The organism is Salinibacterium amurskyense (assembly GCF_002797685.1).
GTDB lineage: Bacteria > Actinomycetota > Actinomycetes > Actinomycetales > Microbacteriaceae > Rhodoglobus > Rhodoglobus amurskyensis.
This window is the reverse complement of the sequence record NZ_PGFH01000001.1, coordinates 892,329-916,406: the sequence shown is the minus strand read 5'-3', so window position 1 is coordinate 916,406 and position 24,078 is coordinate 892,329. Positions and strand designations below refer to the sequence as shown.

At 61.4% G+C, this 24,078-nt stretch carries 26 protein-coding genes; 8 read left to right on the top strand and 18 right to left on the bottom strand.

Translation table 11 applies throughout. The features are described from left to right. Positions 1-92: 92 nt before the first annotated feature. Positions 93-1,013, top strand: coding sequence for a sugar-binding transcriptional regulator (locus CLV85_RS04315; RefSeq protein ID WP_205030317.1), 921 nt, complete (start codon positions 93-95; stop codon positions 1,011-1,013). A 64-nt stretch (positions 1,014-1,077) separates the two neighbouring features. Here CLV85_RS04315 and CLV85_RS04310 read toward each other — a convergent pair whose 3' ends face one another. Further along, the gene (locus CLV85_RS04310) at positions 1,078-1,566 is read right to left on the bottom strand and encodes a PTS sugar transporter subunit IIA (RefSeq protein WP_100388351.1); all 489 of its coding nucleotides are present in this window, start codon (positions 1,564-1,566) and stop codon (positions 1,078-1,080) included. 122 nt (positions 1,567-1,688) lie between these two features. Between CLV85_RS04310 and CLV85_RS04305 the strand changes: the two genes are divergently transcribed. Further along, positions 1,689-1,970, top strand: coding sequence for a PTS sugar transporter subunit IIB (locus CLV85_RS04305; RefSeq protein WP_100388350.1), 282 nt, complete (start codon positions 1,689-1,691; stop codon positions 1,968-1,970). Positions 1,971-2,099: 129 nt separating this feature from the next. Then, entirely contained in the window at positions 2,100-3,536 is a 1,437-nt protein-coding gene (locus CLV85_RS04300; protein WP_100388349.1) for a PTS galactitol transporter subunit IIC, read from the top strand. A 356-nt stretch (positions 3,537-3,892) separates the two neighbouring features. Here the strand turns inward: CLV85_RS04300 and CLV85_RS04295 are convergent, their stop codons facing one another. The 11 genes from CLV85_RS04295 to CLV85_RS04245 all read right to left on the bottom strand — a co-directional run bounded on the left by CLV85_RS04295 (position 3,893) and on the right by CLV85_RS04245 (position 13,716). Continuing rightward, positions 3,893-4,150 carry an HPr family phosphocarrier protein gene (locus CLV85_RS04295; RefSeq protein WP_100388348.1) on the bottom strand — a complete coding sequence of 86 codons (258 nt, stop codon included), beginning with the start codon at positions 4,148-4,150 and terminating at the stop codon, positions 3,893-3,895. A gap of 78 nt (positions 4,151-4,228) precedes the next feature. After that, a complete protein-coding gene (locus CLV85_RS04290) occupies positions 4,229-5,515 on the bottom strand; it encodes a dihydrolipoamide acetyltransferase family protein (RefSeq protein ID WP_100388347.1) in 1,287 nt (428 codons plus the stop codon). Between the two features lies 1 nt (position 5,516). After that, positions 5,517-6,551, bottom strand: coding sequence for an alpha-ketoacid dehydrogenase subunit beta (locus CLV85_RS04285; RefSeq protein ID WP_100388346.1), 1,035 nt, complete (start codon positions 6,549-6,551; stop codon positions 5,517-5,519). A 5-nt stretch (positions 6,552-6,556) separates the two neighbouring features. Further along, a complete protein-coding gene (locus CLV85_RS04280; RefSeq protein ID WP_100388345.1) occupies positions 6,557-7,531 on the bottom strand; it encodes a thiamine pyrophosphate-dependent dehydrogenase E1 component subunit alpha in 975 nt (324 codons plus the stop codon). A gap of 14 nt (positions 7,532-7,545) precedes the next feature. Next, a complete protein-coding gene (locus CLV85_RS04275; protein WP_100388344.1) occupies positions 7,546-8,871 on the bottom strand; it encodes an NAD(P)H-dependent oxidoreductase in 1,326 nt (441 codons plus the stop codon). 127 nt (positions 8,872-8,998) lie between these two features. After that, the gene (locus CLV85_RS04270) at positions 8,999-9,400 is read right to left on the bottom strand and encodes a transcriptional regulator GutM (protein ID WP_100388343.1); all 402 of its coding nucleotides are present in this window, start codon (positions 9,398-9,400) and stop codon (positions 8,999-9,001) included. A 1-nt stretch (position 9,401) separates the two neighbouring features. Beyond that, positions 9,402-9,776: a PTS glucitol/sorbitol transporter subunit IIA gene (locus CLV85_RS04265; protein WP_100388342.1), complete on the bottom strand. Its 375-nt coding sequence runs from the start codon at positions 9,774-9,776 to the stop codon at positions 9,402-9,404. 54 nt (positions 9,777-9,830) lie between these two features. Then, entirely contained in the window at positions 9,831-10,886 is a 1,056-nt protein-coding gene (gene srlE, locus CLV85_RS04260) for a PTS glucitol/sorbitol transporter subunit IIB (protein WP_100389261.1), read from the bottom strand. 2 nt (positions 10,887-10,888) lie between these two features. Next, complete coding sequence (srlA, locus tag CLV85_RS04255; RefSeq protein ID WP_100388341.1) at positions 10,889-11,596, bottom strand: PTS glucitol/sorbitol transporter subunit IIC; 708 nt, start codon at positions 11,594-11,596, stop codon at positions 10,889-10,891. A 320-nt stretch (positions 11,597-11,916) separates the two neighbouring features. Next, positions 11,917-13,122 carry a 2-C-methyl-D-erythritol 4-phosphate cytidylyltransferase gene (gene ispD / locus CLV85_RS04250; protein ID WP_100388340.1) on the bottom strand — a complete coding sequence of 402 codons (1,206 nt, stop codon included), beginning with the start codon at positions 13,120-13,122 and terminating at the stop codon, positions 11,917-11,919. Between the two features lie 111 nt (positions 13,123-13,233). Beyond that, positions 13,234-13,716: a CarD family transcriptional regulator gene (locus CLV85_RS04245; protein ID WP_100388339.1), complete on the bottom strand. Its 483-nt coding sequence runs from the start codon at positions 13,714-13,716 to the stop codon at positions 13,234-13,236. Positions 13,717-13,818: 102 nt separating this feature from the next. On the opposite strand from CLV85_RS04245, the gene CLV85_RS04240 reads away from it, so the two are divergent. Continuing rightward, positions 13,819-14,328, top strand: coding sequence for a hypothetical protein (locus CLV85_RS04240; protein ID WP_100388338.1), 510 nt, complete (start codon positions 13,819-13,821; stop codon positions 14,326-14,328). Positions 14,329-14,394: 66 nt separating this feature from the next. Here the strand turns inward: CLV85_RS04240 and CLV85_RS04235 are convergent, their stop codons facing one another. Both CLV85_RS04235 and CLV85_RS04230 read right to left on the bottom strand, forming a co-directional pair. Continuing rightward, entirely contained in the window at positions 14,395-15,075 is a 681-nt protein-coding gene (locus CLV85_RS04235; RefSeq protein WP_100388337.1) for a response regulator transcription factor, read from the bottom strand. After that, positions 15,072-16,226, bottom strand: a complete 1,155-nt coding sequence (locus CLV85_RS04230; protein ID WP_100388336.1) for a sensor histidine kinase — start codon at positions 16,224-16,226, stop codon at positions 15,072-15,074. The genes CLV85_RS04235 and CLV85_RS04230 overlap by 4 nt, the downstream gene beginning before the upstream one ends. 167 nt (positions 16,227-16,393) lie before the next feature. Between CLV85_RS04230 and phoU the strand changes: the two genes are divergently transcribed. Next, entirely contained in the window at positions 16,394-17,047 is a 654-nt protein-coding gene (gene phoU, locus CLV85_RS04225; RefSeq protein ID WP_100388335.1) for a phosphate signaling complex protein PhoU, read from the top strand. A gap of 80 nt (positions 17,048-17,127) precedes the next feature. Here the strand turns inward: phoU and CLV85_RS04220 are convergent, their stop codons facing one another. The 4 genes from CLV85_RS04220 to CLV85_RS04205 all read right to left on the bottom strand — a co-directional run bounded on the left by CLV85_RS04220 (position 17,128) and on the right by CLV85_RS04205 (position 19,977). After that, the gene (locus tag CLV85_RS04220) at positions 17,128-17,871 is read right to left on the bottom strand and encodes a phosphoglyceromutase (protein ID WP_100388334.1); all 744 of its coding nucleotides are present in this window, start codon (positions 17,869-17,871) and stop codon (positions 17,128-17,130) included. A gap of 35 nt (positions 17,872-17,906) precedes the next feature. Then, entirely contained in the window at positions 17,907-18,980 is a 1,074-nt protein-coding gene (gene ygfZ, locus CLV85_RS04215; RefSeq protein WP_205030315.1) for a CAF17-like 4Fe-4S cluster assembly/insertion protein YgfZ, read from the bottom strand. Beyond that, entirely contained in the window at positions 18,970-19,569 is a 600-nt protein-coding gene (locus tag CLV85_RS04210; protein WP_100388332.1) for a nitrobindin family protein, read from the bottom strand. The genes ygfZ and CLV85_RS04210 overlap by 11 nt, the downstream gene beginning before the upstream one ends. A 153-nt stretch (positions 19,570-19,722) precedes the next feature. Continuing rightward, positions 19,723-19,977, bottom strand: a complete 255-nt coding sequence (locus tag CLV85_RS04205) for a hypothetical protein (RefSeq protein WP_100388331.1) — start codon at positions 19,975-19,977, stop codon at positions 19,723-19,725. A gap of 93 nt (positions 19,978-20,070) precedes the next feature. Here CLV85_RS04205 and CLV85_RS04200 point away from each other — a divergent pair, with 93 nt between their 5' ends. The 3 genes from CLV85_RS04200 to CLV85_RS04190 all read left to right on the top strand — a co-directional run bounded on the left by CLV85_RS04200 (position 20,071) and on the right by CLV85_RS04190 (position 24,013). Next, positions 20,071-20,820, top strand: coding sequence for a winged helix-turn-helix transcriptional regulator (locus CLV85_RS04200; RefSeq protein ID WP_100388330.1), 750 nt, complete (start codon positions 20,071-20,073; stop codon positions 20,818-20,820). Positions 20,821-20,897: 77 nt separating this feature from the next. Then, positions 20,898-23,078 carry an RNA degradosome polyphosphate kinase gene (locus CLV85_RS04195; protein ID WP_100389260.1) on the top strand — a complete coding sequence of 727 codons (2,181 nt, stop codon included), beginning with the start codon at positions 20,898-20,900 and terminating at the stop codon, positions 23,076-23,078. Next, positions 23,075-24,013 (top strand): NUDIX hydrolase, encoded by a 939-nt coding sequence (locus CLV85_RS04190; RefSeq protein ID WP_100388329.1) that lies wholly within the window; start codon positions 23,075-23,077, stop codon positions 24,011-24,013. The genes CLV85_RS04195 and CLV85_RS04190 overlap by 4 nt, the downstream gene beginning before the upstream one ends. Positions 24,014-24,078: the final 65 nt, after the last annotated feature.

Here is a 24,078-nt window from a genome sequence, read left to right as displayed (position 1 = left end):
GTGTGTAGACGGCCGTAGAATGAGTGCAAATCAGCAACGAAGCATGAGAGAGGGATGGACCCATACCCAGTCCACGCAACCAAGCCATGCTTGTGAAAGCAGCCACTCTCTATTACCTCGAGGGCAAATCACAAGCCGAAGTCGCTCAAGAGATCGGCGTCTCGCGATCGAACGTGTCTCGCGTTCTCGCTGATGCCCGCAAGAACGGCATTGTTGAAATCCGCATCAACGACCCCTTCGGTCGCGCTCAAGACCTCGAAGCACAGCTCGTTGCTCGCTACGGACTGCGCGAATGCCGCGTTGCCCCCAGCACCGGATCTGACAACCAGCTTTCCCGCGTCGGCGCGCTCGGCGCGCAGTGGCTCATCGACAACTTGCCCCGCGATGGTGGCGTGGCTCTCTCCTGGGGCTCCAGCGTTCAGGCTGTCGTCGACGAGATTCCGGATGACGCCTCCCACGAGAACATCGAAGTACTCCCCCTCGTGGGCGGGCTTTCCATCGTGGACTCCGCTCGCGACGGCAACGTTTTGGTGCGCCTTTTGGCCACCAAGCTCGGAGCCCAACACCGCCGTCTGTACGCGCCCGCAGTTGTCGAATCGCTCGAATCCCGCGAGGCGTTCCTGCGGGAGCCCTCGATTACGGGCGTGCTCAATGCTTCTCGGCGCGCGAAGATTGCGATCGTCGGAGTCGGAAACGTGGGCAAGGGCGCGTCAAGCGCCATCATCGAGTCGATGAACCTCAGCCGCACCGAACGCAGCGAGTTCGCAGCATCCGGAGCAGTGGGTGACTGCTGCACGCGCTTCTTCGACCACGAGGGAAAACTTGTGGAGTCTGTCGTCAATGACCGTGTGATCGCGATCGACCTTGACGAACTCGGAAGCATTCCCACCGTGGTGGGCGTTGCTGCGGGAGCGCACAAGCTTGAAGGTACACACGCGGCGCTCACCGGCGGGCTCTTTGACGTGCTCGTCGTTGACTCTGATCTCGCACTAGCCCTGCTCGACCAGCGCTAGCCCACCGGGCGTCGCGCAGATGTCGCGTTTTGAGTGACTACGGCTTGAGCTGACGCCGAGCTAACTACTCGGCGGCGGAAGCGAGAAGGTCGGCGAAGGTTGCCGCGAGCTCTTCTGGCGTTGTCGCGGCGCTTAGAGTGTCGTGCCAGCCGTCGAGCTGGAAGACCCCGATGAGTTGCGACAGCATTTCTGCTTGCGCATGCGGTTCAGTCACGAGGATGAGAACGGCCACGCGAGCAGCCACGGTCGAGTCCGCTCCGCCCATTTCACCGAATTCGACGGGCTGCGCGAGGGTGGCGATTCCGAGCCCTGATTCGATGGCGTGCTCGACATCAGCATGGGGAATTGCCACCGGGATGACCGTGGGTAGACCAGTGGGGAAGGCGAGTTCGCGCTCAAGAAGCGCTGCCTCGTAACTGGGGTGCACGGCACCAACCGCGAGAGCCTGCTGTGCGAAAGCGGAGAGCACTTCGGTGCTGTTGCCTGCCACAAGCCCCACAATGCTGAGGTCGGCGCGGGGCACGACGGGTGCTGCTGTGGGGGTCTCACTCATGGTTTCTCGTCCTTCTGGGCGCAGGTGTTAGTCAAAAAAATGTTGCCGTGTACACATTTGTATATCAAAGGTGCATAATTGTCACGAAGCTATCGCCCCGCGAATACATTGGAGTATTGAAAATGGCCACAAAACGCATCCTCGTGATCTGCGGCACTGGAGTCGCAACATCCACTGTGGTCGTCACTAAGATTCGCACTTTCTGCGAATCCAAAGGACTCGACGCCAAGATCACTCAGGGCAAAGTAGCCGACACTCTGCGCGGCAACCTCGACGCAGACTTCATCGTGGCCACCACCCAAGTGCCCGATTCCGTCGGCATCCCGGTCATCGCCGGGCTCCCCTTCCTCACCGGAATGGGCCTCGACAAGGTATTCGCCGAAATCGAGCAGCAGTTCGCCTAACCCGCGACACTGAGTGGCCCGCGCACCGCACGTGGCCCGCCGCATCATCAGCTTGACGAGCACGCGCGCAGTACTGCCGCGCGCTCATGCCCCAGCCTCGACAAACCTCAGAGAATTGGACGTTCAGCGTTGAACATTATTGAAGATATTTTGACAAATATCACCAGCTACCTCACGGCTCTCGGAGCCTCCGTTACCCTGCCGATCCTCATCACGATCTTCGGCATGATCCTTGGCCAAAAGTTCAGCCAGGCACTGCGTGCTGGTGTGCTGATCGGTATTGGCTTCATCGGTATCAACCTCGTGATCGGGCTCATGGCCGGCACCGTTGGTCCCGCCGCTCAGGCCCTCGCCGTGAACCTCGGCGTGAACCTCACGGTTCTCGATGTGGGCTGGCCCGCGAGCGCGGCCATCGCCTTTGGATCCACCATCGGGGCGGTGATTATTCCTGTCGGCATCCTCGTCAACATGTTGCTGCTGTGGTCGGGCCTCACCCGCACGTTCAACATTGACCTGTGGAACTTCTGGCACTTCGCCCTCGTTGGCGCTCTTGTCGGAGCCGTCACCGATAACTTCTGGATCGGTATCGCCGCGGCCGCCGTGCACATGGTGATCGTTCTGGCTCTCGCCGACCTCTCGGCACCGATGATTCAGAAGTACTTCAACTTCCCCGACATCTCGTTCCCCCACGGAACCAGCGCGCCGTACATTCTGTTCGCGATCCCCTTCAACTGGGTCTTCGACCGCATCCCCGGCTTCCGCAACCTGAAGGCAGACCCGCAGACCATCGAGAAGCGCTTCGGTGTCTTCGGTGAATCGATGATCTTGGGTCTCGTACTCGGAATCATCATCGGTCTCGCCGGCTTCGGTTTCGACAACCCGCGCGAAGACTCCATCGCGATCCTCGTCCTCGCCATCAGCCTCGCTGCCGTACTGCTGCTTCTGCCGCGCATGGTCTCGATCCTCATGGAAGGCCTCATCCCGGTCTCCGACTCCGCTCGCGAGTTCGTTCAGAAGCGTTTCCCCGGTCGCAAGTTCTACATCGGTCTCGACACCGCGATCGCAGTAGGACAGCCCGCTGTGCTCGCGACGTCGCTCGTACTGGTTCCGGTTACCGTGCTGATCGCTATTGCCCTTGCTCCGCTCGGCAACCAGGTGCTGCCGCTCGTTGACCTCGCCACGCTGCCGTTCATCGTGGCCATGATGGTTCCAATCTTCCGCGGAAACATCGTGCGCTCCGTCATCGGTGGCGCCATAGTTATTGCGATCGGCCTCTTCATCGCCACCGCAACCGCACCGCAGTTCACGGCCATCGCCGAAGCCTCGGGCTTCAGCGACACGCAGGGTTCGCAGCTCATCTCGTCGCTCGTTGACGGAGCAAACCCCCTCACCGGTCTGTTCTTCGGAGTAGCAAACCTCGGCGGCTGGACCATCGCGGTCCTCGCCGTGCTCTCCCTCGGATTCGCCTACTGGGTGAGCCGCCTCGAAAAGAAGCGCGACATCGTGCGTGCTCAGGTCGAAGCGGATGCCGCAGCAGCATCCGACGAAGAAGCAGCTAAGGCCTAACCAGGTCTAGCTTCGCCGCCGAAAGCCCCGCTCCCCCAGGAAGGAGCGGGGCTTTTGTGCGCGTCGAAGACGCGCGAACGAACCCCTAGACCGCCATCGGGCTAGTGACGGCTACATTCGGCGCTCAGAACAGCGCACAGGGCTCGTCAGCGAGCCGCTGCACCACACGGCTGGGGCTGGGGGTAGGGCTGCGGCAGCGGCTGACGTTGGGGCTGACGTTGGGGCTGCTGAAGTTAGGGCGGCGACTGCAACTGCAACGCCACCCGCATCCCGCCCGCAGCATCCCGCCCGCAGCATCCCGCAAGTTAACGCACAGAAGGCCCGCACCAATCGGTGCGGGCCTTCTGCGGTGATTACTATTCGACGGTAGCGAGCAGTTCTGCGAGCTCGTCGAGCACAGTGTCAGCGCCCTCATCGTCGGAAGCCAGCGTGACGGTTTCGCCCTGAGAGACTCCGAGCGAAATCACGGCGAGGATGCTGGCGGCGTTAACAGCCTTGCCATCCTTAGCAACGGTGATCTTCAAGCCGCTCTTGCTGACCGCCTGCGTGAAGAGTGCAGCGGGGCGAGCGTGAAGGCCCGAGGGGGAAACGATTGTGGCTGTGCGTTCTGACATTGTGTACCTGTTTCGAAACGTGGTGGACTGCGCCCCTTGAGGAACGCGGCTAGGAGAACCCGCGGGCGGGTTGCGGCTCTAGAGCAAACGCTCCGGATTCGCGACGAGGTTCGTGATGGTCGCGAGCATGCGTGCGGCATCAGCACCATCCGCTACACGGTGATCGACGGTGAGACCGATCGTGCAGCTCAACCGCACACCGAAGGTCTCGTCGTCGAACACGCGCATGCGTGGCTTGACGGCGCCCGACGACAGAGCCGTCGACTGCGGTGGGGTCAATAGTGCGTTGAACGATTCCACGCCGAATCCGCCCAGGTTCGAGAATACGCTTGTTCCGCCGCCGAGTCGCGCGGGCGGCAGAGTGCCCTTGCGCGTCTCGTCTACGACACCGGCGATCTCAGCGACCAGCTCAGCAAGTGTTCCCTCGTGCGAGTTCTTCAGCACCGGCGCGAGCAGCCCCGATGGCGAATCGATCGCGAGGGCGATCCCGATGTGCTCGTTGGCGACGACTCCCTCATCAGTCCAGGTGCCATTGAGCGCAGCGTTCTCGGCCAGAGCGATCGCTTGAGCCCGCACAAAGAGTGCGGTCCAGCTAGCGCCACCGAGTGTGGTTTTGCGCACGGCAGCCAAGGCTGACAGGTCAAGGTCAACATAGGCAGTGAACTGCGGAACGAGAGCGGATGCCGTCATCACCTTGGCAACTTGCTTGCGGGTGCGCAGGCGGCGAGCTTCTACCGGGTCAACTGCCTTGGCCGGTGCAGCGGCAGCGGGAGCAGGAGCGGCAGCGGCAGCTGCAGGAGCAGCAGGCGCTACCGCAGCAGGAGCAGCAGGCGCGGCCGGTGCAGCAGGAGCCGCGACCGGAACAGCAGCAGACGCTGCGGAGGTTCCTGCAGCAGCTGCTTCAACATCCGACAAACGAACGGTGTTGTCCGGCCCGGTCGGCGTGACCGACGAGAGGTCAACGCCGTGTTCGGCGGCGGCACCGCGAGCGGCCGGAACAGCGGGGATCCACCCGGTCTCGATGGGGGCAGGAACGGCAGCCGGAGCTACTTCCGCAGCGGCCGGAGCAGCAGCGGGAGCGTCAGCGGCGGGCTCGTCAAAGAGTCCACCGAGCAGGTCATCGGCCTCTGTCGTGATGAAAGCGATGGTGTCTCCCACCGCGTACACCTCATCGGGCTGGGCGATGATGCGAGCGAGTACGCCGTCGAAGGGCGACTCCACTTCCATGTCAACCTTGTCGGTCGCGACCTCACAGATTGGTTCCCCGGAACGAACCGAGTCACCCTCCTGCTTGAGCCACGCGACCATGGTGCCCTCTTCCATGGTCATGGACATCTTGGGCATTGTCAGAGGCAGCTCAGACATGTCACCACTTCCGAACGAGATCAGTGGCCGCCGCAACGATGTCTTCGACCTGCGGCACCGAAGCGCGCTCGAGCTTGGGAGCGTACGGGATCGGGATGTCGAGGCCAGCAAGACGCTTGATCGGCGCGCGAAGGTAGCCGAAGGCATCCGATTCGGAAATGATGGCAGACACTTCAGACATGAAGCCGAGTGTACGCACCGCTTCCTGCACGAGCAGAACGCGGCCCGTGGCCTTGACGGTGCGCAGGATGGTGTCGCTGTCGAGCGGCTTGAGCGTGCGCGGGTCGACCACGGTCGCTTCGATGCCGTCGGCCGCAAGAATCTCAGCTGCTTCGAGCGCGCGGCTCACTTCAACACCCGTGGCGATGATCGTGAGGTCCTTGCCTTCGCGGGGAACCGCAGCGACGCCAAGCGGCGTGCGGATGTCGCCCGTGCGAACCTCGCCCGAGGTCTTGTAGAGCAGCTTGTGCTCGATGACCATGACGGGGTTGGGATCGTCGATGGCCGAGAGCAGCAAGCCCTTGGCGTCATCCGCCGTTGCCGGCATAACAACCTTGAGACCGGGGATGTGAACAAACCAGGCTTCGAGGCTCTGGGAGTGCTGCGCGGCAGCACCCGTTCCCGAACCACCCGGCGCGCGGATAACCATCGGAACGTTCACTGCGCCACCGAGCATGAAGTGAATCTTCGCTGCCTGGTTAGCGATCTGGTCCATGGCCTGAGCCGTGAAGTCAGAGAACTGAATCTCGACGATCGGGCGCATGCCCGTCATCGCGGCACCGACACCGGCGCCCATGATGCCGAGCTCGCTGATGGTGGTGTCGCGAACGCGGTCGGGGCCGATCTCGTTGATGAGCTCGCCGGTGACACCGAAGGCGCCGCCGTACGTTCCGACGTCTTCACCCATGATGAAGACGGCAGGGTCCTTGGCCATCGCGATACGCATAGCGTCGCGAACAGCCTCGGAGTAGGTCATGGTTACGGTTTCGCCCGTCGCGGGCGCTGCGGTCTGTGCCGCGGTCGTCTCAATAGTCATAGTCGTTACCTTGCGTAGACGGCGGAAAGAAGGTCGTCAGCGGTGGCGTCCGGCGCAGCGTTGGCGCGCTGAACGGCACTGCGCAGTTCGGTGCGCACGTTGTCGCGAACGGCATCGATGTCAGCCTGCGTGAGGCCACCGGCGGCGAGAGCCTGAGCTTCGAACAGCGGAATCGGGTCCTTGCCGCGCCACTCATCGATCTCGTCGCGAGTGCGGTACAGGTTCTTGTCCGACTTCGAGTGACCGCGCCAGCGGTACGTCTTCGCTTCGATGAAGGTCGGTCCGCCACCGGCACGAGCGCGGTCAACCGCTTCCTTCGTGGCGTCGTAGACAGCCTGAACATCGTTACCGTCAACGGTCACTCCGGGGATGCCGTAGCCCTTCGCACGGTCAGAAAGCTGGTCGAGATTGAAGGCCTTCTCTGACGACATTGACATGCCGTAGAGGTTGTTTTCGCACAGGAACACCACGGGAAGCTGCCACATTGCCGCGAGCACAACGCCCTCGTGCCAGGCACCCTCACCCATCGCACCGTCGCCGTGGAAGCTGACAGCAACCTGCTTGGTGCCGCGCATCTTCGCCGACAGCGCTGCGCCGGTAGCGATCGGAACGCCACCAGCCACGATGCCGTTGGCACCGAGGTTTCCGGTTGCGGTATCCGCAATGTGCATCGAACCACCGCGACCGCGGCAGTAGCCAGTCTCTTTCGCGAGAAGCTCGGCCATCATGCGCTCCATGTCGGCGCCCTTGGCGATGCAGTGGCCGTGGCCACGGTGCGTCGAGGTGATGTAGTCGTCCTTGTTGAGGGCGAGGCATGCACCGGTCGGTACGGCCTCTTGACCGATCGAGAGGTGCATCGTGCCGTGCATCAATCCACGGCCGTAGAGGTCTTCCACTGCTTCTTCGAAGCGGCGGATCTTCCACATGGTGGCGAGGCTGGCTGCCGCGAGTTCGCGGTTCGCAACGATCTGCGTATTCATAGTTGTCACCTTTCTTAGGCGGAGAGCAGCGAAGCGAGAGCGGGAACCTGCAACTGGCCATCGGCCAGAAGGGCATCCTGCAGCTTGCGCAAAATCACGATGGTCTTGGTTTCGTCGAGCTGCACGTCGTCGTACGTGACGGCAGTTCCCTTGGCGACATCGCGGATGAGCGTGCCGGCCGATGCCAGACCGATGGGCAGTTCGCGACCAGCCTTGGCCTCGGCTGCCGGAACGGCGTCACCGTAGACGTGCTCGCCACCGATGCCGTCAATCTTTTCGCCGACCTTGAGGTCGCGCTTAGCCATGGCAGAAACGTCTGCGTTCCAGGCGATCGGAGCAAGCGACGGCTGGCGGTCGATCATGACCTCACCGATCGAGAGCACTGCCTCGACGCTCGCGAGGTGGTACGGACGGTAGAACGCGAAGTAGGGGCCTTCACCGAGCTTGAGGTAGCTGAGCTCCTCGTGCACAACGGGGTCGGTTGCCTTAGCAACAACGAACACACCGGGCGCAACCGGGCCAGTGGCGTAGTCGACAACACCGCTGCGGTCGAGGATTCCACCGTCTTCGATGGGCTTGAAGATGTCCTGCAGCGTCGGCACCGTTGCGGCCGGTCCGTGCATCGAACGCTTCGTGAGCTCGAGGTCGGCCGCGTTAGCGAGGGCAGCCATCTCAATCATGGTCTTGGTTCCGTCGACGAAGCTGCACAGCATCCGCGGGTTCATGCCCTTGGTCTTTGCTTCTTCTTCGAGGCTGCTGGGGGTAGCCGTCTCGTTGAGGGGGTTGTTCTTGCCCTTACCGGCGAGAACAACGTCGAGACCGATGTCTTCGACGTACTCGACGAGCTTGAGGCACTCAACGGGCTCATCGCCACGGCAGACCGTGTAGATGTTGCCGGTCTGAGCGGCGATGCGAGCCAGGAGGAGACCGACGGTAACGTCAGCTTCTACGGTCATGAGGGCGACATCCTTGCCACCGAGCAGCGACGCGAGGGCAACCTTGGCGGCGATCTCGGGAACACCCGAGCACTCGATGACCATGTCGATGGGGAGCTTCGGAAGGGCGAGAGCGTCGTTGACGACAACGTGGCCGCCGGCTTCGATCGTGGCGGCGAGCGTCTCGAGGTCTGCTGACTGGTCGACGTCGGTGATGCCGGCGTTAGCGAGAGCACCTACGGCACGGTCAATTGCAATGTCGGCGACGGCGGTGATGTCGACGCCCTTTTGGCGAGCGATCTGGGCGATGAAGCCGGAGCCCATCTGGCCTGCGCCGACGAGACCGATACGAACGGGACGACCGACCTCACGCTGACGCGCAAGCAGTTTGTTTGTGTAACCCATGACTACCCCTTTGAAACCACGTTGATGCACTTATGTGCGCTTGTTAATCAAGTATGTGTATTTAGTATGCCCCGCCGGGAACGACGATGCAATGTCGAATGCCGAAACACCCGAACGAGTGATGTCGCTACTTGCGGGCTGCCGCTGCGACGTTGCGCTTGTACGTCACCCAGTACTGCTTGGTGGCGTAGTCCACGGCTGCGGTCATCATCTTCTCTTTGGTGCGCAGCGTTGCGGTGTCGAGATCACCGATTAGCTCGGGGCGCGGCTTGAAGCGCGCGAGAACGGTGCTGCCGACCATGGCCTCGGCGGCCACTATGCGGCTCGTTGAGGCATCAACGACCAGGAGAACGATGGCGCCGCGGAGGAAGTGCTTGCCGCGGCCCGAGACCAAGAAATGGTCTTTCGCGCCGATGAAGCTTGTTCCGAGTCGCTTGGTGGCACGCGAGTACGTGCGCTGTTGGAGGAGGCTAAACACAACGCTCAGAACGAGCGCTGCGATCAGCAGTAGTGCGAAGCCGGTATCCATGTCAACTACCTTCGATGAGCTCAATGGTGACGCCGGCGTCGGGCAGCGATAGCGTGCCCTTCGCGTGAATGGCGCCGGGGAGAATCTTCTGGCTGTCTTCTGGGTCGCTGTAGACCACGAAGTGGCCGAGCGTGCGGAGGTTGTTGGCCGCAATCTCGCCGACCTCCGTAATGGTGACTTCAGAGTCCCCCACCCGCAGCACGTCTCCCGGCTGGGGATCGCGCTGCGGGTGGTGGTGCGTGACAGTGTGAACGACACTTACCTCAGCCAGTTCGGCGGGGCAGGGTTCTCCGAAGAAGATCACCACTCCTCCGTCGAACATTTCGGTGGCGTCCGTTCCGATGGACGTGACCTCGCTGCGGTAATAGGTAGTCATTGCTGTCTCGCTTTTCTCTGCTGTTGCGTGTGGTGGTTGTACTGGCGGTGGTGCTTAGATCAGCGCGAAGCTTGCGCCCCACGCGATCAAGACTGCCAGCGGTGACGTGATCAGGCGAGAGAAGAGCACAGCGGGTACACCCACTGCAACCGTCTCCGGCTTGGCTTCTCCCAGGGCGAGGCCCACGGGAACGAAGTCACAACCAACCTGACCGTTGATGGCGAACAGCGTCGGCAGTGCGTACTGCACCGGCAGTGCGCCAGCGGCGATCTGTGTACCCATGAGTACACCGACGACCTGAGCGATAGCCGCGCCCGGTCCCAGAATGGGCGACAGGAACGGTAGTCCCGTGATCACACCAAGCAGGATCAGTCCGATCGGGTTCGAGGCCAACGGAGTCACTGCTTGCGCAATGAGATCCGAGAGTCCCGAGTAGGTGACGAAACCGATCAAGAGGCTCACATAGGCCATGAACGGCAGGATCGTCTGCAGCACGAGCTGAACCGTCTGGCGACCAGACGAGAGCAGTGTGTTGATGATGTTTCCGATAACCGAACCGAAGCGCGTTGCCGTATTCGAGAAGAAGCCGATGAAGCCGCCACCGGTTGTCGTCTCAGCGGTGAAGTGCTGAACGTTGCTCGTACCGAAGGCTCCCGAGGGGGCCGGGCTGCCGATAGCAGCTTCGGATGCAGCGGATGCCTCAGCGGCGTGAGTCGCGAAGGCGTGCTCACCATCAACGAGCTCAACGTTGTCAGTGCCGACAGCGGAAACGAAGACGTCGTCGGTGATGTACTTCGCGAGGGGGCCCGAGGGCTCTCCGGGGAAGACGTCGACGGTCATCATGCGCTTCTTGGGGTAGACGCCGATGCGGGCAGTTCCACCACAGTTGATCACGACAGCGACAACGCGCTCTTCGGGAATGCTGTTGGTGAAGCCGTCAACAGCTTCTGCACCAGTGAGCTCGGCGATCCGCGCAGCGACCGGGTGGATTCCGCCACCGGTTACCGAGAGAACGACGTTCTTTTCTGCGCTCGGCTCGAGGAGGAGACCCTTGCCCCAACCGCCGTTACCGGGCTTGACGAATACGTTTCTGTAGGTGTTCTCGCTCATGATCACACCGCCCCTTCAGTGGAAACCGAGGATCCGGTTTTCTTGGTCGACTTTGCCTCGATGAAACGCTCGCTTGCACGCGCGAACTCGCGGTCGTACTCGTCGAATACGGCCGTGAGACCCTGGCGACGGATGAGCAGCTTGGTGATCCACTCGGTGACGATTCCGCGAATAAAGATAACGACGATGCCGGTACCGAAGTACAGCAGCGCGAGCAGCGGGTACTTTTCGGGAGCGATGGAGAGCACTCCAGCCGAGACACCAGCCCAGACAAAGATCTCGCCGGCGTTAGCGTGCGGGAAGAAGGCGGTGACAGGGTGCACGAATGACACTGCAGAGTCGTAGAACGCCGGCTTCTGTCGTTCGGGTAGATAGATGCCGAAGGAGTACGCCATCGGGTTGGTCAAGACGATGACCGCGATGATGGGCATGAGGGTGTAGCGAGTAATGGCCCAACGAGCTGACCACTGTACTGCGCGGGTCATGCGTGCTTCGCCCACCCAGGTGGTGATCGCGTACATAAACGTAAGCAGCACGATCAGCGTCGGCAGGATGCCGGTTGCGAGACCAACGAGAGCTTCACCCGATGCGTTGAACAGGCCAATGAAGTGCGTAGCACCCCAGGTGAGGGCCTGAATGATCGGGTTGTCGCTGGCCGGTACTGGCGGCGAATCAGCCGCCCAAATTATCGTGTCCAGAACAGATTGCATCTCACACCTTTCTCCAGCCGCAACTTCGTTGTCGGCGCCTGTCAGGGCCGGTGGCGTGACGTGAGGTGTGTGTCCCCATCGACCCTGGTACTACATTTGCACAATTGTGAGCATCGGACTCACAGTCGTGTAGTAACAGGTATATCAGGCTCGCAAGCAATCGACCAAGGCACGAGCGAAAGAAATTACTGCTCAGGTTCGCTCTGGTTTCGAACGCGGAGATTAGCTACGCGGAATCACCGCGCGTCAACAGGCACAGCGGCGTGCGCAAAAGTCGATCGCCGGGCAACCGCGCGATCGCGCGGCACCGCCCGACGCGACTACTCGCGGTTGTGAGTGGCCTCGGCGACCGTGCGCGCATGTACGAGTGCCGTAGCGATTGCCGCCATGCCCTCGCCGCGGCCTGTGAAGCCGAGCGCATCGGAGGTCGTGCCCGCGATGCTCACCGAAGCTCCAAGAATCCCGCTCAAGAACTCTTCAGCCTCTACGCGACGGCGCGAGACCATCGGGTGGTTTCCAATGAGCTGAACGGAGACGTTGCCCACTTCGAAGCCGGCTTCCCGCATGAGAAAGAGGGTTTCGCGCAAGAAGACATCACCATGGGCATCTTCAAACTTGGGGTCGCTCGTGCCGAATACGCTGCCCAAATCGCCCAGCTTCGCGGCCGAGAGCATGGCATCGCAAATCGCGTGAGCGACAACATCGCCATCGCTGTGACCGCGGAGGCCGACTTCGTCCGGCCAGTGCAGCCCAGCAAGCCACAGAGGCTTAGTGTCGTCGTAGGCGTGCACATCCGTACCAGTACCGACTCGGATGCTGGTGGCTGCAGACTCGGTAAAGAGCTGCTCGGCGCGACGCAGCTCCCACGCGGTAGTGATCTTGAAGGCCATGGGGTCGCCCGCGATGATGGAGACCGGGAAACCCGCAGCCGCGACCAAAGCTGAATCGTCGGTGTGCTCTTCTTGAGCGGCCTCGTGGGCAGCTACGAGCTGGTCACGCGGGAAACCCTGCGGGGTTTGCACCGCCATGAGCACGGAACGGTCGACGGTCTCGACGATCTGACTGTTGTCATCCGTACGCTTAATCGTGTCGGCAACCGGAAGGCCCGGCACGACACCAGCGTTCGAGCTGCGCACTTCTGCGGCAACCGAGTCAAAGACGAGGCTCGGCGTGAGCGGACGTGCCGCGTCGTGCACGAGAACTACGTCAATGCTCGATTCGAGAAATTTGAGGGCCTCAGCAACAGACTCCTGGCGCGTGGAACCGCCCACGATAATCACGGGCTCCCGATCACGGCCGCCGGGGACCGAGCGCGCGAGCTGCTTGGCGATGGGGCCATACGACTTCGGAACAGTGATGATTACCTGAGTCGGCTCCGCCATTCCGAAAACGGATTCGAGGGCGCGACTGAGAGTAGGACGACCCGCCAAGTGAACGAAAGCTTTTGGCTCGTTGCGACCGAGGCGGGTGCCATTCCCGGCGCCGAGAAGGATCACGGCGACGCGGGGATTAATCTGTGGATTCATATGAGGCGGGTATCTCCAAATCGATGGGCGAGGAAATACTCCTCCGCCAAAAAGACGTAGCGAATCAGCCTACCCATGCTCTCCTGTGAATACACAGTCAGAGCTAATGGGTTATGAAGCGAGAACCTCGTCGAGAACCAGAGATGCCTTGTCTTCGTCAGTCTTCTCAGCGAGCGCAAGCTCAGAGATAAGAATTTGACGTGCCTTCGCAAGCATGCGCTTTTCGCCAGCCGAAAGGCCGCGATCCTGGTCACGGCGCCAGAGGTCACGAACGACCTCAGAAACCTTGATGACGTCTCCCGAAGCAAGCTTCTCCAGGTTGGCCTTGTACCGGCGCGACCAGTTAGTGGGCTCTTCAGTGAACGGCGCGCGAAGCACCTCGAACACAGCGTCGAGCCCCTCGCGACCGATAACGTCGCGAACGCCCACGAGATCAACGTTCTCTGCGGGCACTTCGATGGTGAGATCACCCTGAGTTACATTGAGCTTGAGATAGATTTTCTCTTCACCCTTGATGGTGCGCTTCTTAACCTCGGTGATGGTTGCAGCACCGTGATGGGGATAAACGACAGTCTCGCCGACCTCAAACAACATGAATAGTGGTCCTCTCGAAGAAAACCCAGTTTATCACAGTAAACACATGGTAAGGGTTGCCTAAGTAAAGCACTCGGCGCAGCTATCTATTAGGATGGATTTGTGACAGTACGCACTCGCGCAACACGCGCCGCAGCCTCCGCCCTCATCGCCGGAGCCCTCCTCGTGGGCACCGCCGGTTGTTCGTTCATTACGCCTACCGCGACGTTGAACCACTACGACCCCAGCGACGGTATCGGCGCCGAAGTCGGCGACGTCAAGGTACGCAACGTTCTCGCCATCAGCAACGATGACGAGTCCGCCGTCAGCTTGATGGTCACCATCATCAACACCAGCTCCTCGAGCGGCAGCCTGCGCATGCAGTACGAGTCGGCCGAGGGCGAACGCATCGACATCTCCAAGCCGGTCACCTCTGGTGAAGTCAAGAGCTACGGCACCGAGGTCGATGGCGACATGATCGTGATCGCGGATGCAGGCATCCGTGCCGGGCAGTTGTTCCCCATCTACTTCCAGTTCGGCAACGACAGCGGCCAAGAGTTGCTGGTTCCCGTAATGGCGAGCGACGACGTTATTTACGCCGACCTCGCTCCGGCTAGCGCTCTCAGCGAATAGCCTCACTTCCCACTGGTGCGCCGAAGCCAGGTGCACCCGAGCTAGCCCGCGTGCACCCGCGGCGTTTTAGTCTTCGAAGCGATACCCGAGCCCGCGCACGGTCACGAGAAGCTTCGGTTGCGATGGAGTCTTTTCGATCTTGGTGCGGATGCGCTTGATGTGAACGTCGAGAGTCTTGGTGTCGCCAAAGTAGTCGGCGCCCCACACTCGATCGATCAGCTGACCGCGCGTCAGCACGCGACCGCCGTTGCGCAAGAGAAGCTCGAGCAGTTCAAATTCCTTCAGCGGCATGCCAACATCGACACCATCAACCGTGACCGTGTGGCGCTCAACATCCATCCGCACTCCCCCAGCCTCAAGCACCGAGTCGGTCTCGTCGACGTCCTCCGCCCGGCGGCGCATAACTGCGCGGATGCGGGCCAAGAGCTCACGAGTGGAATAGGGCTTCGTTACGTAGTCATCCGCTCCCAGCTCAAGGCCGACCACGATATCCACTTCGCTGTCTTTGGCCGTGAGCATAATGATGGGCACGTTCGAGCGGGTGCGAACCTCGCGGCATACTTCAGTGCCGGCAAGGCCGGGCAGCATGAGATCCAGCAGGATAAGGTCGGCGCCATTGCGGTCGAACTCAGCAAGCCCCGCGAGGCCGTCTTCGGCGATAGTCGTTTCGTAGCCTTCGCGCTCCAGCAGGAACGCGAGAGGCTCGCTCAACGACGCCTCGTCTTCGACGATCAAAATGCGGGTCATTGCTTGTCTCCTGTTGCGTTGGTTACGTCGGGATCGATCTCGGGCAGTCGAATCGTGAAGGTGGAGCCGTGGCCGAGTTGCGACCACACGCGGATGTCGCCGCCGTGGTTCTGCACCACGTGCTTGGCGATACTGAGGCCGAGCCCACTGCCGCCGGTGTGACGGCTGCGCGCGGGGTCGCTGCGGTAGAAGCGTTCGAACACGCGGTCGAGTTCGTCGTCGGGGATTCCGACGCCCTGGTCGGTGACCGAGACCTCGATGGCGCCGTCACGGTGACGGACTCCGATTCCCACGCGCGTGTTCTCGGGCGAGTACTGCACGGCGTTCGAGATGAGGTTGTCGAGGGCGAGCACGAGAAGGGTTTCGTCGCCGAACACCTCGAAGCCCGTGAGACCGCCGCTGGCCAGAGTGACCTTGTTGAACTCAGCGACGGCACGGTTCTGGTCAATCGCGATAGACACGACATTGTCGATGTCGACCAGAGCAGCCTCCGCAAGGCCGTCAGCGGACTGCAATCGCGAGAGTTCGATGATCTCCTGCGTGATGCGAGCGAGACGGTGTGACTCTTTAGTGAGGCGCTTAGCGAACCGCTTCACCTGATCCGGTTCGTCCGAAGCACTCACGAGGGCTTCGGCAAGCAAGCCAACGGCGCCGATCGGGGTTTTGAGCTCGTGGCTGATGTTGGCGACGAAGTCACGACGCACCTCATCGAGGCGGTACGACTCGGTGCGATCTTCGGCCAACAGCAAAACGTATCGCGTGCCGAGGCGAGCAACACGAACAAAAAGATAAATGTTGGCATCACCGAAAGGGCCACGAGATAAGTGCACTTCTTGGGCAATTGGCTCGCCGGTGCGACGAACTTGGTCAACAAATTCGACGAGTTCCGGATGCACGAGCGCGTGGTTCCACACGAGACCGTAGGTGAGCGCCCCCGTCGATGCCTTCATGATGTTATTCGAGGGATCGAGCACGATACCCGCGGATTCCAGCGCATCGATGACCTGATCTACGCCATCCGGCACGGCAGAAGAGACCACGTGGGCGGCTCTTTGACCCCGCTTAGCGGCTGCGTAAATGATGAAGGACATGCCACCGCCGAGAAATACGCCAAAAGCGAGGGCGGCAGGCACGAGCCACGCAGAGTCCATACCGACTAGATTAGTTACATCTGAAGCGTCCGCTTGCCGCAAGTTCGCGACGAGTGCTCACTTCAGATAAAGTTCAGGCCGCCAACACCTGTTGTTAACCTAACGCGGGCAGGGTGGCCTAAGCCGTGCGGGCTTCGTCATGCCCGTATCGAAGGGACGTAGATAGCGTGCGCGAAGTATTTCAACAAGAACTGCGCGAGGTGCAAGATCGCCTCGTGGAAATTGCCAGCCTGGTGGCTGTCTCAATAGACAACGCCACAAAAGCATTCAATGAATCCGATGTGTCACTGGCCGAAACAGTGATCGCAGACGATGACCAGATTGATGCGGCTGCAGCCGAACTCGACGAGCTCGCGATTAACATCCTCGCTCGTCAGCAACCCGTCGCCCGCGACTTGAGAATTGTAGTGAGCGCGCTGCGCATCAGTGCATCACTCGAGCGCATGGGTGACATGGCTGAGCACATCGCTCAGCTCGCTCGTTACCGCTTCCCCGACAAGGTCGTGCCCAAGTCTTTGCGAGCAACTTTCGCAGAACTCGGGGCACTCGATGTCGCGGTCGCCAACAAGCTTGTTGAGTTGCTCAAGCATGAAGATGTGCGCGTTGCCGAAGAGATTCGCAACGACGACGACAAGATCGATGCGCTGCACCTCAGCGTGTTCGACAAGGTGCTCGGTGAGACCTGGAAGGGCGCTGCGGTCGATACTGTGGATGCCACTCTCGCGTCGCGCTACCACGAGCGTTTCGCAGACCATGCGGTCTCCATCGCCAAGAAGGTTCAGTACCTTGCTACGGGCGACTGGGTTCCCGCCGACGACTAATAGCCGTCACCACGTAACAAAGCCCCGACGAGATTCGATCTCGTCGGGGCTTTGTGCGTTAAGCGAGCGTGGGCTGAAGGCTACTTCTTGCCCTGTGATGCGACCGCAGCAGCGCCGGCAGCGGCAGCTTCGGGGTCGAGGTAGTACGCGGGCTTGATCGGCATGAAGTTGTCGTCGAGCTCGTACACCAGCGGGATACCCGTGGGGATGTTGAGGCTCGCGATGTCGTCGTCAGAAATACCATCGAGGTGCTTCACGAGCGCGCGCAGCGAGTTGCCGTGGGCGGTGACGAGCACGGTCTTGCCTGCGGCGAGATCCTTCGTGATGTCGGATTCCCAGTAGGGCAGCATGCGATCGATAACGATCTTGAGGCTCTCGGTGCGAGGAACTTCACCGTCGATACCGACGTAGCGACGCTCGTGTACCTGGCTGTATTCAGCGTCATCAGCGAGCTCGGGCGGCGGCACGTCGAAGCTACGACGCCAGGTCATGAACTTCTCTTCGCCGAACTCTTCGAGGGTCTGGGCCTTGTCTTTGCCCTGCAGCGCACCGTAGTGGCGCTCGTTGAGTCGCCAGGAGCGCTTGACCGGCAGCCAGTCGAGGTCGGCGACCTCGAGGGCGATGTTGGCGGTGTGGATCGCGCGCTTGAGCAGCGACGTGTAAAGAACGTCAGGCTGCTTGTCGAAGGCAGCGATCATCTCGCCGGCACGGGCGGCCTCGCCGCGACCTTGCTCGGTGAGCCCGACATCCACCCATCCGGTGAAGAGATTCTTTTGGTTCCATTCGGAGTTGCCGTGGCGCAACAAAATCAGGGTGTGAGTCATAACTCAAGAGTACCGAGAATGATTGGATGCCGCTGCTAGCCGCGAGTAACGGCTCCGAGGCGGGGCAAGCGGGGCACGTTTGCCTCGGCTCCGGCGTCGGTGGGAACGATGACTTCTTGCGCGGCGGCAATCTCCCCGATGTCGGAGGTGACGGCCAACGTTTCTGCGGCATCCACTCCCCGCTTAATCACGGCGAGCGCAATTGGGCCAAGTTCGAAGTGGCGCGCGGATGCGGTGACGGTGCCGACGGTTTTTTCGCCGAGACGAACTTCGGCACCGACCTCGGGCAGTGCGCCCTCGGAGCCATCGAGGTGCAGCATCACGAGGCGACGCGGCGGATGCCCGAGATTGTGCACTTTCGCTACGGTCTCTTGCCCGCGGTAACAGCCCTTGTTGAGGTGCACGGCGGAGCGCATCCAGTCGAGTTCGTGCGGAATCGTGCGGTCATCGACTTCGGAGCTGAAGCGGGGACGCCACGCAGCGATGCGCAGGGCGTCGAACGCGAGCGAGCCGGCAGCGTCGAAGGCCGACAGATCGGCATCGACGGCGACGAGGGTTTCGCTGTAATTCCACGTCGCGGCGGGGTGCGTCGCTGAAGTGGCGTACTGATGGCCGCCGCGCACAACGGACGACCACGGATCGACCCAGACGAGCGGTACATCCTGAGACGTGGCGGCGGGAACCTCGAGCGCGTCGCCAAAGCTGCCGATCGTCACAAAGTCATCGCTGCGGTCGGCGATCTCTACGCGCAGCATGAACTTCATGCGGTTGAGCCAGGCCGCGAGCGGTTCGCGCTGGGTGCCATCGATGAGCAACCAGAGGGACTCGCCATCGTCAATAAGCCGCATAGCGTGCTCGACGCGGCCATTGGGGTTGAGCAGCAGCGTTTCGGCGCTCTCGCCGGGAGTCAGCCCCTTGAGGGACTGCGTGGTGAGCGAGTCGAGCCAGGTCAATCGGTCGGGACCAGTGATGGTGAGAACGGCACGGTCGGCGAGTTCCACCACCGAACGACCCTCGGTGAGCGTGCGCTGTTCCCCAAAGGGGTTGCCATAGTGCTCGGGCGGTTCGCCAATGGCACCGGGGCGTGCAGCGAACACACTATTCGACACGAGCGAGCCGTCCCGATGCGTGCGTGCGCAAATCTTGGCCGAGAGCGGCGATATCCCACGCCCAGAGCAAGTGGTTTTCGACGAGGCCGTACATGCGCGTTGCCGCGGTGTACTCCTTGGCGCCTTGCGTGCGCATGACGGCGTCGGTCGCGAGGTCGATGCGGGGGCCCGTCACTTCGCCGATGTAAAACTCGTTGATGCCACCCGGATGCACGATGGACGCTTCGATCTCGAAGCCACCGTTCGGGGTGCGCAGTTTCTCAACCTCTTCGGCGGACCCGAAGGGGCGCTCCCCCAGTGCCGGTAGCAATCCGGGGCCCGGGTCGCCGTCAGTGGCGGCTCGGCGAAGGCGCCAGTAGCCGGTCTCGGTTACATGGGGAGTTTGCTCATCATCGAGCAACCACGTGTACGAGTTGTAGTTGAGGTGCGGAAGCCCATCGTGGGTGAAGCTAATGCGCTGGCCGAACTCAACACTGCGCGTTTCGTCGCCGATCTTGTAGTCGACAATGCCCGTGCCCTCCCAAAGGCCAACGAGCCAGGAAAGTGGCGCTAGTTCAGCAGGGCCGGAGGCGTCGAGCTCAATAACCATGGCGCGCGGTTAGCGCTGGCCGCGAAAGAGGTTGTAGACGACGACGACAGAGACGTAGCCGATCGACAGCGTCGCGAGACCCAAAAGGCCAACAAAGAAGAGCTCAAGTGCGAGAAGCATGTACTAATCCTATCCCTGTGCAGCCCAGCAGCACTAAATGAAAGCGAAAATCGCTGTGGCCGCAGCCACAACCACAAGGGCGCCAACCATGCTGGCGGTTGCGCGCGCCACGAAGCCCTCTTTGCGATGAATGAGCAGTTGAACAACGAACGTAAAGATGACGCAGGCCGCGAGGACAATCGCCAACCACGTGACCCGTGACTCGGGCGCAGCTACCGCGCCGATAATGACCGTGCCTACGAGGCTCAAGGCCCACACGGGCGCGACGCTCCACTTTTGCCAAGTCATTGCCCCATCGTATCGAGAAGAGCACGATTCGGGGGCCGTCACGAGCGCGCGGCGTCGCACGGTAGAATCACTTTTACGCAGTGGGGAGGCCATATGGCACACATCTTGATGCTTAGCTCTGCGCCCGACGCTGATCCATTACCCGCCCTGGGTTTGCTCAGTCACACGGTGGAGGTAGTCGTCGCCGCGCCCGCAACCCTCGTTGCCGCGCCAACTACCGACCTCATCGTCGTCGACGCGACCACCAATCTTGCCGCAGCCAAAGGGCTGTGCGGCGTTCTTCATTCCGGCGGCATTTCGGTTCCGCTCTTCGTGATCGTCACCGACGGCGGGCTCGCTGCCGTCAATCACCAGTGGCACATCGACGACCTCCTCGTTGCTGGCGCGGGCCCCGCCGAAGTGGATGCCCGCATCCGCTTGGCCCTGGCGCGCCGCGAAGGTGAGAGTTCGGCATCGAAGATTCGCGCATCCGGAATCGTGATCGACGAAGCAAGCTATTCAGCGAAGGCTCGTGACCGTTCGCTCGACCTCACCTTCAAAGAGTTCGAGTTGCTGCGCTTCTTGGCGTCGCACCCCGGGCACGTGTTCACTCGCGAACAGCTACTGAGCGAAGTGTGGGGCTACGACTACTTCGGAGGCACCCGCACCGTCGACGTTCACGTTCGTCGTCTGCGCGCCAAGCTCGGCGACCTCGAATCGCTCATCGGCACCGTACGCAACGTGGGCTACTGCTTCAACATCGCCGAAGAGGCGGAGAAGGCCCCCAAGCCTGAAGCTGTTGCCCCCGCCGCGAGCGCATCGGATGCCGCTGCCGACGCCATGCCCGAGAGCATCGCCGTCTAAGGCACACTCTCACCGGTTTTCTCCCCATCATGGGCCGAGTTAATCAGTTGTTCATCACTGAGTGGCAGGATGATCAGATGGACAACGACAGCGCGATCGCCGATCCCAGCTCCGCTACAGATTCTCTCGATGAATATGACATCGATGAGTCGTCGAGCGTTGACGACGGCACGTTGATTTATGACCGCTACCTCGACCGCGAGCTGAGCTGGCTCGCGTTCAACCAGCGCGTGCTCGAACTCGCCGAGGATGAGTCGCTGCCGCTGCTGGAACGCGCCAACTTCTTGGCCATCTTTGCCAGTAACCTCGACGAGTTTTTTATGGTGCGCGTTGCCGGCCTCAAGCGTCGCATCGACACTGGCCTTGCCGTACCGACGAACACGGGGCGCGCTCCCGCCGAAGTTCTCGAAGAGTTGAGCGCCGCCGCGCACGCACTGCAAGAGCGTCACGCGGCCGAGTTCCGCAACAGCGTCAAGCCTGCGCTCGATGCTGAGGGCATCCACATTGAGTCGTGGTCTGACCTCGGCCCGGAAGACCGCGAGCGCGTCGACGAAATCTTCTCGAGCCAGATTTTTCCTGTGCTCATGCCGCTGGCGGTCGACCCCGCGCATCCGTTCCCGTACATTTCGGGGCTCTCGCTCAACCTGTCGATTCGGGTGCGCAACCCGAAGACGCAGAAGGAAGAGTTCGCGCGCCTGAAGGTGCCGAGTGTGTTGCCGCGGTTCATTCAATTGCCGGATGACGGTAGCGATCAACTGCGCTACATCCCGCTCGAAGATCTGATCTCCAACCACCTCGATGCGCTCTTCCCCGGCATGGAGATTCTGGCGCACCACGAGTTCCGCGTTACTCGCAACGAAGATGTGAACGTCGACGAAGACGAGTCGGAAAACCTGATCAAGTCACTTGAAAAGCAGATTCTGAACCGCCGCTTCGGGCCGCCCATCCGCCTCGAAATCACCGACGACATGGATGAGGTGACGCTCGGCCTTCTCGTGCGCGAGCTCAAGATCACCGAGCAAGAGGTGTACCGCTTGCCTGCCCCGCTTAACCTCGGCGGACTTTTTCAGCTCACCCGCATTGATCGCCCGGCGCTCAAGTACCCGCGCCACGTGCCCATCACGAGCCCGAGCCTCATGCCCACCGAGGGCAACGAGCGGGCGGACATCTTCCGGGCGATCGCTCGCAAAGACATCCTGCTGCACCACCCCTACGAGTCGTTCTCGACGAGCGTTCAGGCGTTCTTGGAACAGGCTGCCGCCGACCCCGATGTGTTGGCGATCAAGCAGACGCTGTACCGCACAAGCGGTGACAGCCCCATTGTCGAGGCTCTGATTGACGCTGCCGAGGCCGGTAAAGCCGTGCTCGCGCTCGTGGAAATCAAGGCACGCTTCGATGAGACTGCGAACATCTCGTGGGCCCGCAAGCTCGAAAAGGCCGGCGTGCACGTGGTCTATGGCCTCGTCGGGCTCAAGACGCACTGCAAGCTCGCGCTCGTGGTGCGCCAAGAAGAGGGCAAGCTGCGCCACTACGCGCACATCGGCACGGGAAACTACAACCCCAAGACCAGCCGCCTGTACGAAGACCTCGGGCTGCTGACTGCCGACGACCAGGTCGGAAAAGACCTCACCCGACTCTTTAATGAACTTTCTGGCTATGCCATCGAGAAAAAGTTCAAGCGACTTCTCGTGGCTCCGCGTCATTTGCGCAAGGGCCTCGTGAAGCAGATTGCGAACGAAGCCAAGAACGCTCGCGCTGGCTTGCCCTCGGGCATCCGGATCAAACTGAACTCCATGGTGGATGAAGCGATCATCGACGCTCTCTACCGCGCCAACAATGCGGGTGTTCCGATCGACATCGTGGTGCGCGGAATTTGCTCTTTGCGCGCCGGCGTTCCGGGGCTCAGCGAGAACATTCGGGTGCGTTCGGTGCTCGGTCGCTACCTCGAGCACTCGCGCGTTTTCTCGTTCCACAACAACGGCGACCCTCAGGTTTTCATCGGCAGCTCCGACATGATGCACCGCAATCTCGACCGCCGCGTCGAGGCCCTCGTGCGCATCGTGGAACCCGAACACATCGAGGAACTCGACTACATGTTTGACCTCGCTGTTGCCGACACCACCGCCTCGTGGTGGCTCGATTCTGAAGGCGATTGGGTACGCCACGGCCGCTCAGAGGACGGCGAACCGCTTGAAGACCTACAGAATGTTCTTATGAAGAGAATTACGCAGCGCAAACGAGGCGGAGCTCGCCGGTGACCGCGGCGACCACACCGGTCCTTGCCGCAGGCATCGTCTGCTGGCGTGTAGTCGATGGCAAGCCGCGTGTGCTGCTGGTGCACCGCACCGTGCACAAAGACGTCTCGCTGCCCAAAGGCAAACTCGATCCCGGTGAAATGCTGCCCGAGACCGCCGTACGCGAAATTTTCGAAGAGACCGGCCTAAGCGTCGAACTCGGAGTTCCGCTCGGCAAGGTTCACTACACACTCGGTAACGGCCGCGACAAGTACGTGCACTACTGGGCTGCCGAAGTGAACGACCACATTCTGGAGCGCGCCAAGTTCACGCCCAACGACGAGATCTCATCGCTCGAATGGTTGTCACTCTCCAAGGCCCGCAAAAAGGTCAGCTACGAGCACGACATCGACATTCTCGATCGCTTTGCCGCCATCTACGAGGCTGGCAACGCCCGCACCTTCGCGATGATTGCCGTGCGTCACGGTAAAGCCGTTCCCGGAGAAACCTGGGACGGGCCGGATGCCACGCGACCGCTCATGCACCGCGGAACAGACCAGGCCGCCACGATCGCCGGCAGCATCGCCGCGTTCGCCCCCGACCGCATCCTGAGCAGCACCGCTGCCCGCTGCCTCGCCACGATCACGCCGCTGTCGCAACGCACCGAGCTTGAGATCAAAGCAACCGATGACCTGAGCCAAGACGCGTACCGCAGCAACGGTGCCGCCGTGACCGCTCTCGTCACTAAGCGCCTCAAGAAGCAGCAGTCAATAGTGATGTGCAGCCACGGGCCAGTACTCCCGCAGATTGTGGGCGCTCTCGCCGAAGCTTCGCACACAACACCGGATGCCAATTTGCGAGCTGCGGCAATGCTCAGCACAGGAGATTTTTCGGTGCTGCATTTTGCGCGCGACACCAAGAAAGTGCGCCTAGTGGCGGTGGAAACACACCAATCCTGATGCCGGATCCGGAGCGCTGAGACCGGCGAAGGTTGCCGGGCGGTGAAATCCTGCCGAATTCGCGA

What these genes read in the sequence shown, in the direction of transcription:
- CLV85_RS04230 (WP_100388336.1), bottom strand. Translation starts at nt 16,226, where the DNA reads ATGGACTCTGCGTGGCTCGTGCCTGCCGCCCTCGCTTTTGGCGTATTT.
- CLV85_RS04235 (WP_100388337.1), bottom strand. Translation starts at nt 15,075, where the DNA reads ATGACCCGCATTTTGATCGTCGAAGACGAGGCGTCGTTGAGCGAGCCT.
- CLV85_RS04295 (WP_100388348.1), bottom strand. Translation starts at nt 4,150, where the DNA reads ATGTCAGAACGCACAGCCACAATCGTTTCCCCCTCGGGCCTTCACGCT.
- CLV85_RS04205 (WP_100388331.1), bottom strand. Translation starts at nt 19,977, where the DNA reads ATGACTTGGCAAAAGTGGAGCGTCGCGCCCGTGTGGGCCTTGAGCCTC.
- srlA (WP_100388341.1), bottom strand. Translation starts at nt 11,596, where the DNA reads ATGCAATCTGTTCTGGACACGATAATTTGGGCGGCTGATTCGCCGCCA.
- CLV85_RS04285 (WP_100388346.1), bottom strand. Translation starts at nt 6,551, where the DNA reads ATGACTATTGAGACGACCGCGGCACAGACCGCAGCGCCCGCGACGGGC.
- srlE (WP_100389261.1), bottom strand. Translation starts at nt 10,886, where the DNA reads ATGAGCGAGAACACCTACAGAAACGTATTCGTCAAGCCCGGTAACGGC.
- CLV85_RS04280 (WP_100388345.1), bottom strand. Translation starts at nt 7,531, where the DNA reads ATGAATACGCAGATCGTTGCGAACCGCGAACTCGCGGCAGCCAGCCTC.
- CLV85_RS04305 (WP_100388350.1), top strand. Translation starts at nt 1,689, where the DNA reads ATGGCCACAAAACGCATCCTCGTGATCTGCGGCACTGGAGTCGCAACA.
- ispD (WP_100388340.1), bottom strand. Translation starts at nt 13,122, where the DNA reads ATGAATCCACAGATTAATCCCCGCGTCGCCGTGATCCTTCTCGGCGCC.
- CLV85_RS04310 (WP_100388351.1), bottom strand. Translation starts at nt 1,566, where the DNA reads ATGAGTGAGACCCCCACAGCAGCACCCGTCGTGCCCCGCGCCGACCTC.
- CLV85_RS04275 (WP_100388344.1), bottom strand. Translation starts at nt 8,871, where the DNA reads ATGGGTTACACAAACAAACTGCTTGCGCGTCAGCGTGAGGTCGGTCGT.
- CLV85_RS04210 (WP_100388332.1), bottom strand. Translation starts at nt 19,569, where the DNA reads ATGGTTATTGAGCTCGACGCCTCCGGCCCTGCTGAACTAGCGCCACTT.
- CLV85_RS04245 (WP_100388339.1), bottom strand. Translation starts at nt 13,716, where the DNA reads ATGTTGTTTGAGGTCGGCGAGACTGTCGTTTATCCCCATCACGGTGCT.
- CLV85_RS04195 (WP_100389260.1), top strand. Translation starts at nt 20,898, where the DNA reads ATGGACAACGACAGCGCGATCGCCGATCCCAGCTCCGCTACAGATTCT.
- CLV85_RS04265 (WP_100388342.1), bottom strand. Translation starts at nt 9,776, where the DNA reads ATGACTACCTATTACCGCAGCGAGGTCACGTCCATCGGAACGGACGCC.
- CLV85_RS04200 (WP_100388330.1), top strand. Translation starts at nt 20,071, where the DNA reads ATGGCACACATCTTGATGCTTAGCTCTGCGCCCGACGCTGATCCATTA.
- CLV85_RS04290 (WP_100388347.1), bottom strand. Translation starts at nt 5,515, where the DNA reads ATGTCTGAGCTGCCTCTGACAATGCCCAAGATGTCCATGACCATGGAA.
- CLV85_RS04220 (WP_100388334.1), bottom strand. Translation starts at nt 17,871, where the DNA reads ATGACTCACACCCTGATTTTGTTGCGCCACGGCAACTCCGAATGGAAC.
- CLV85_RS04270 (WP_100388343.1), bottom strand. Translation starts at nt 9,400, where the DNA reads ATGGATACCGGCTTCGCACTACTGCTGATCGCAGCGCTCGTTCTGAGC.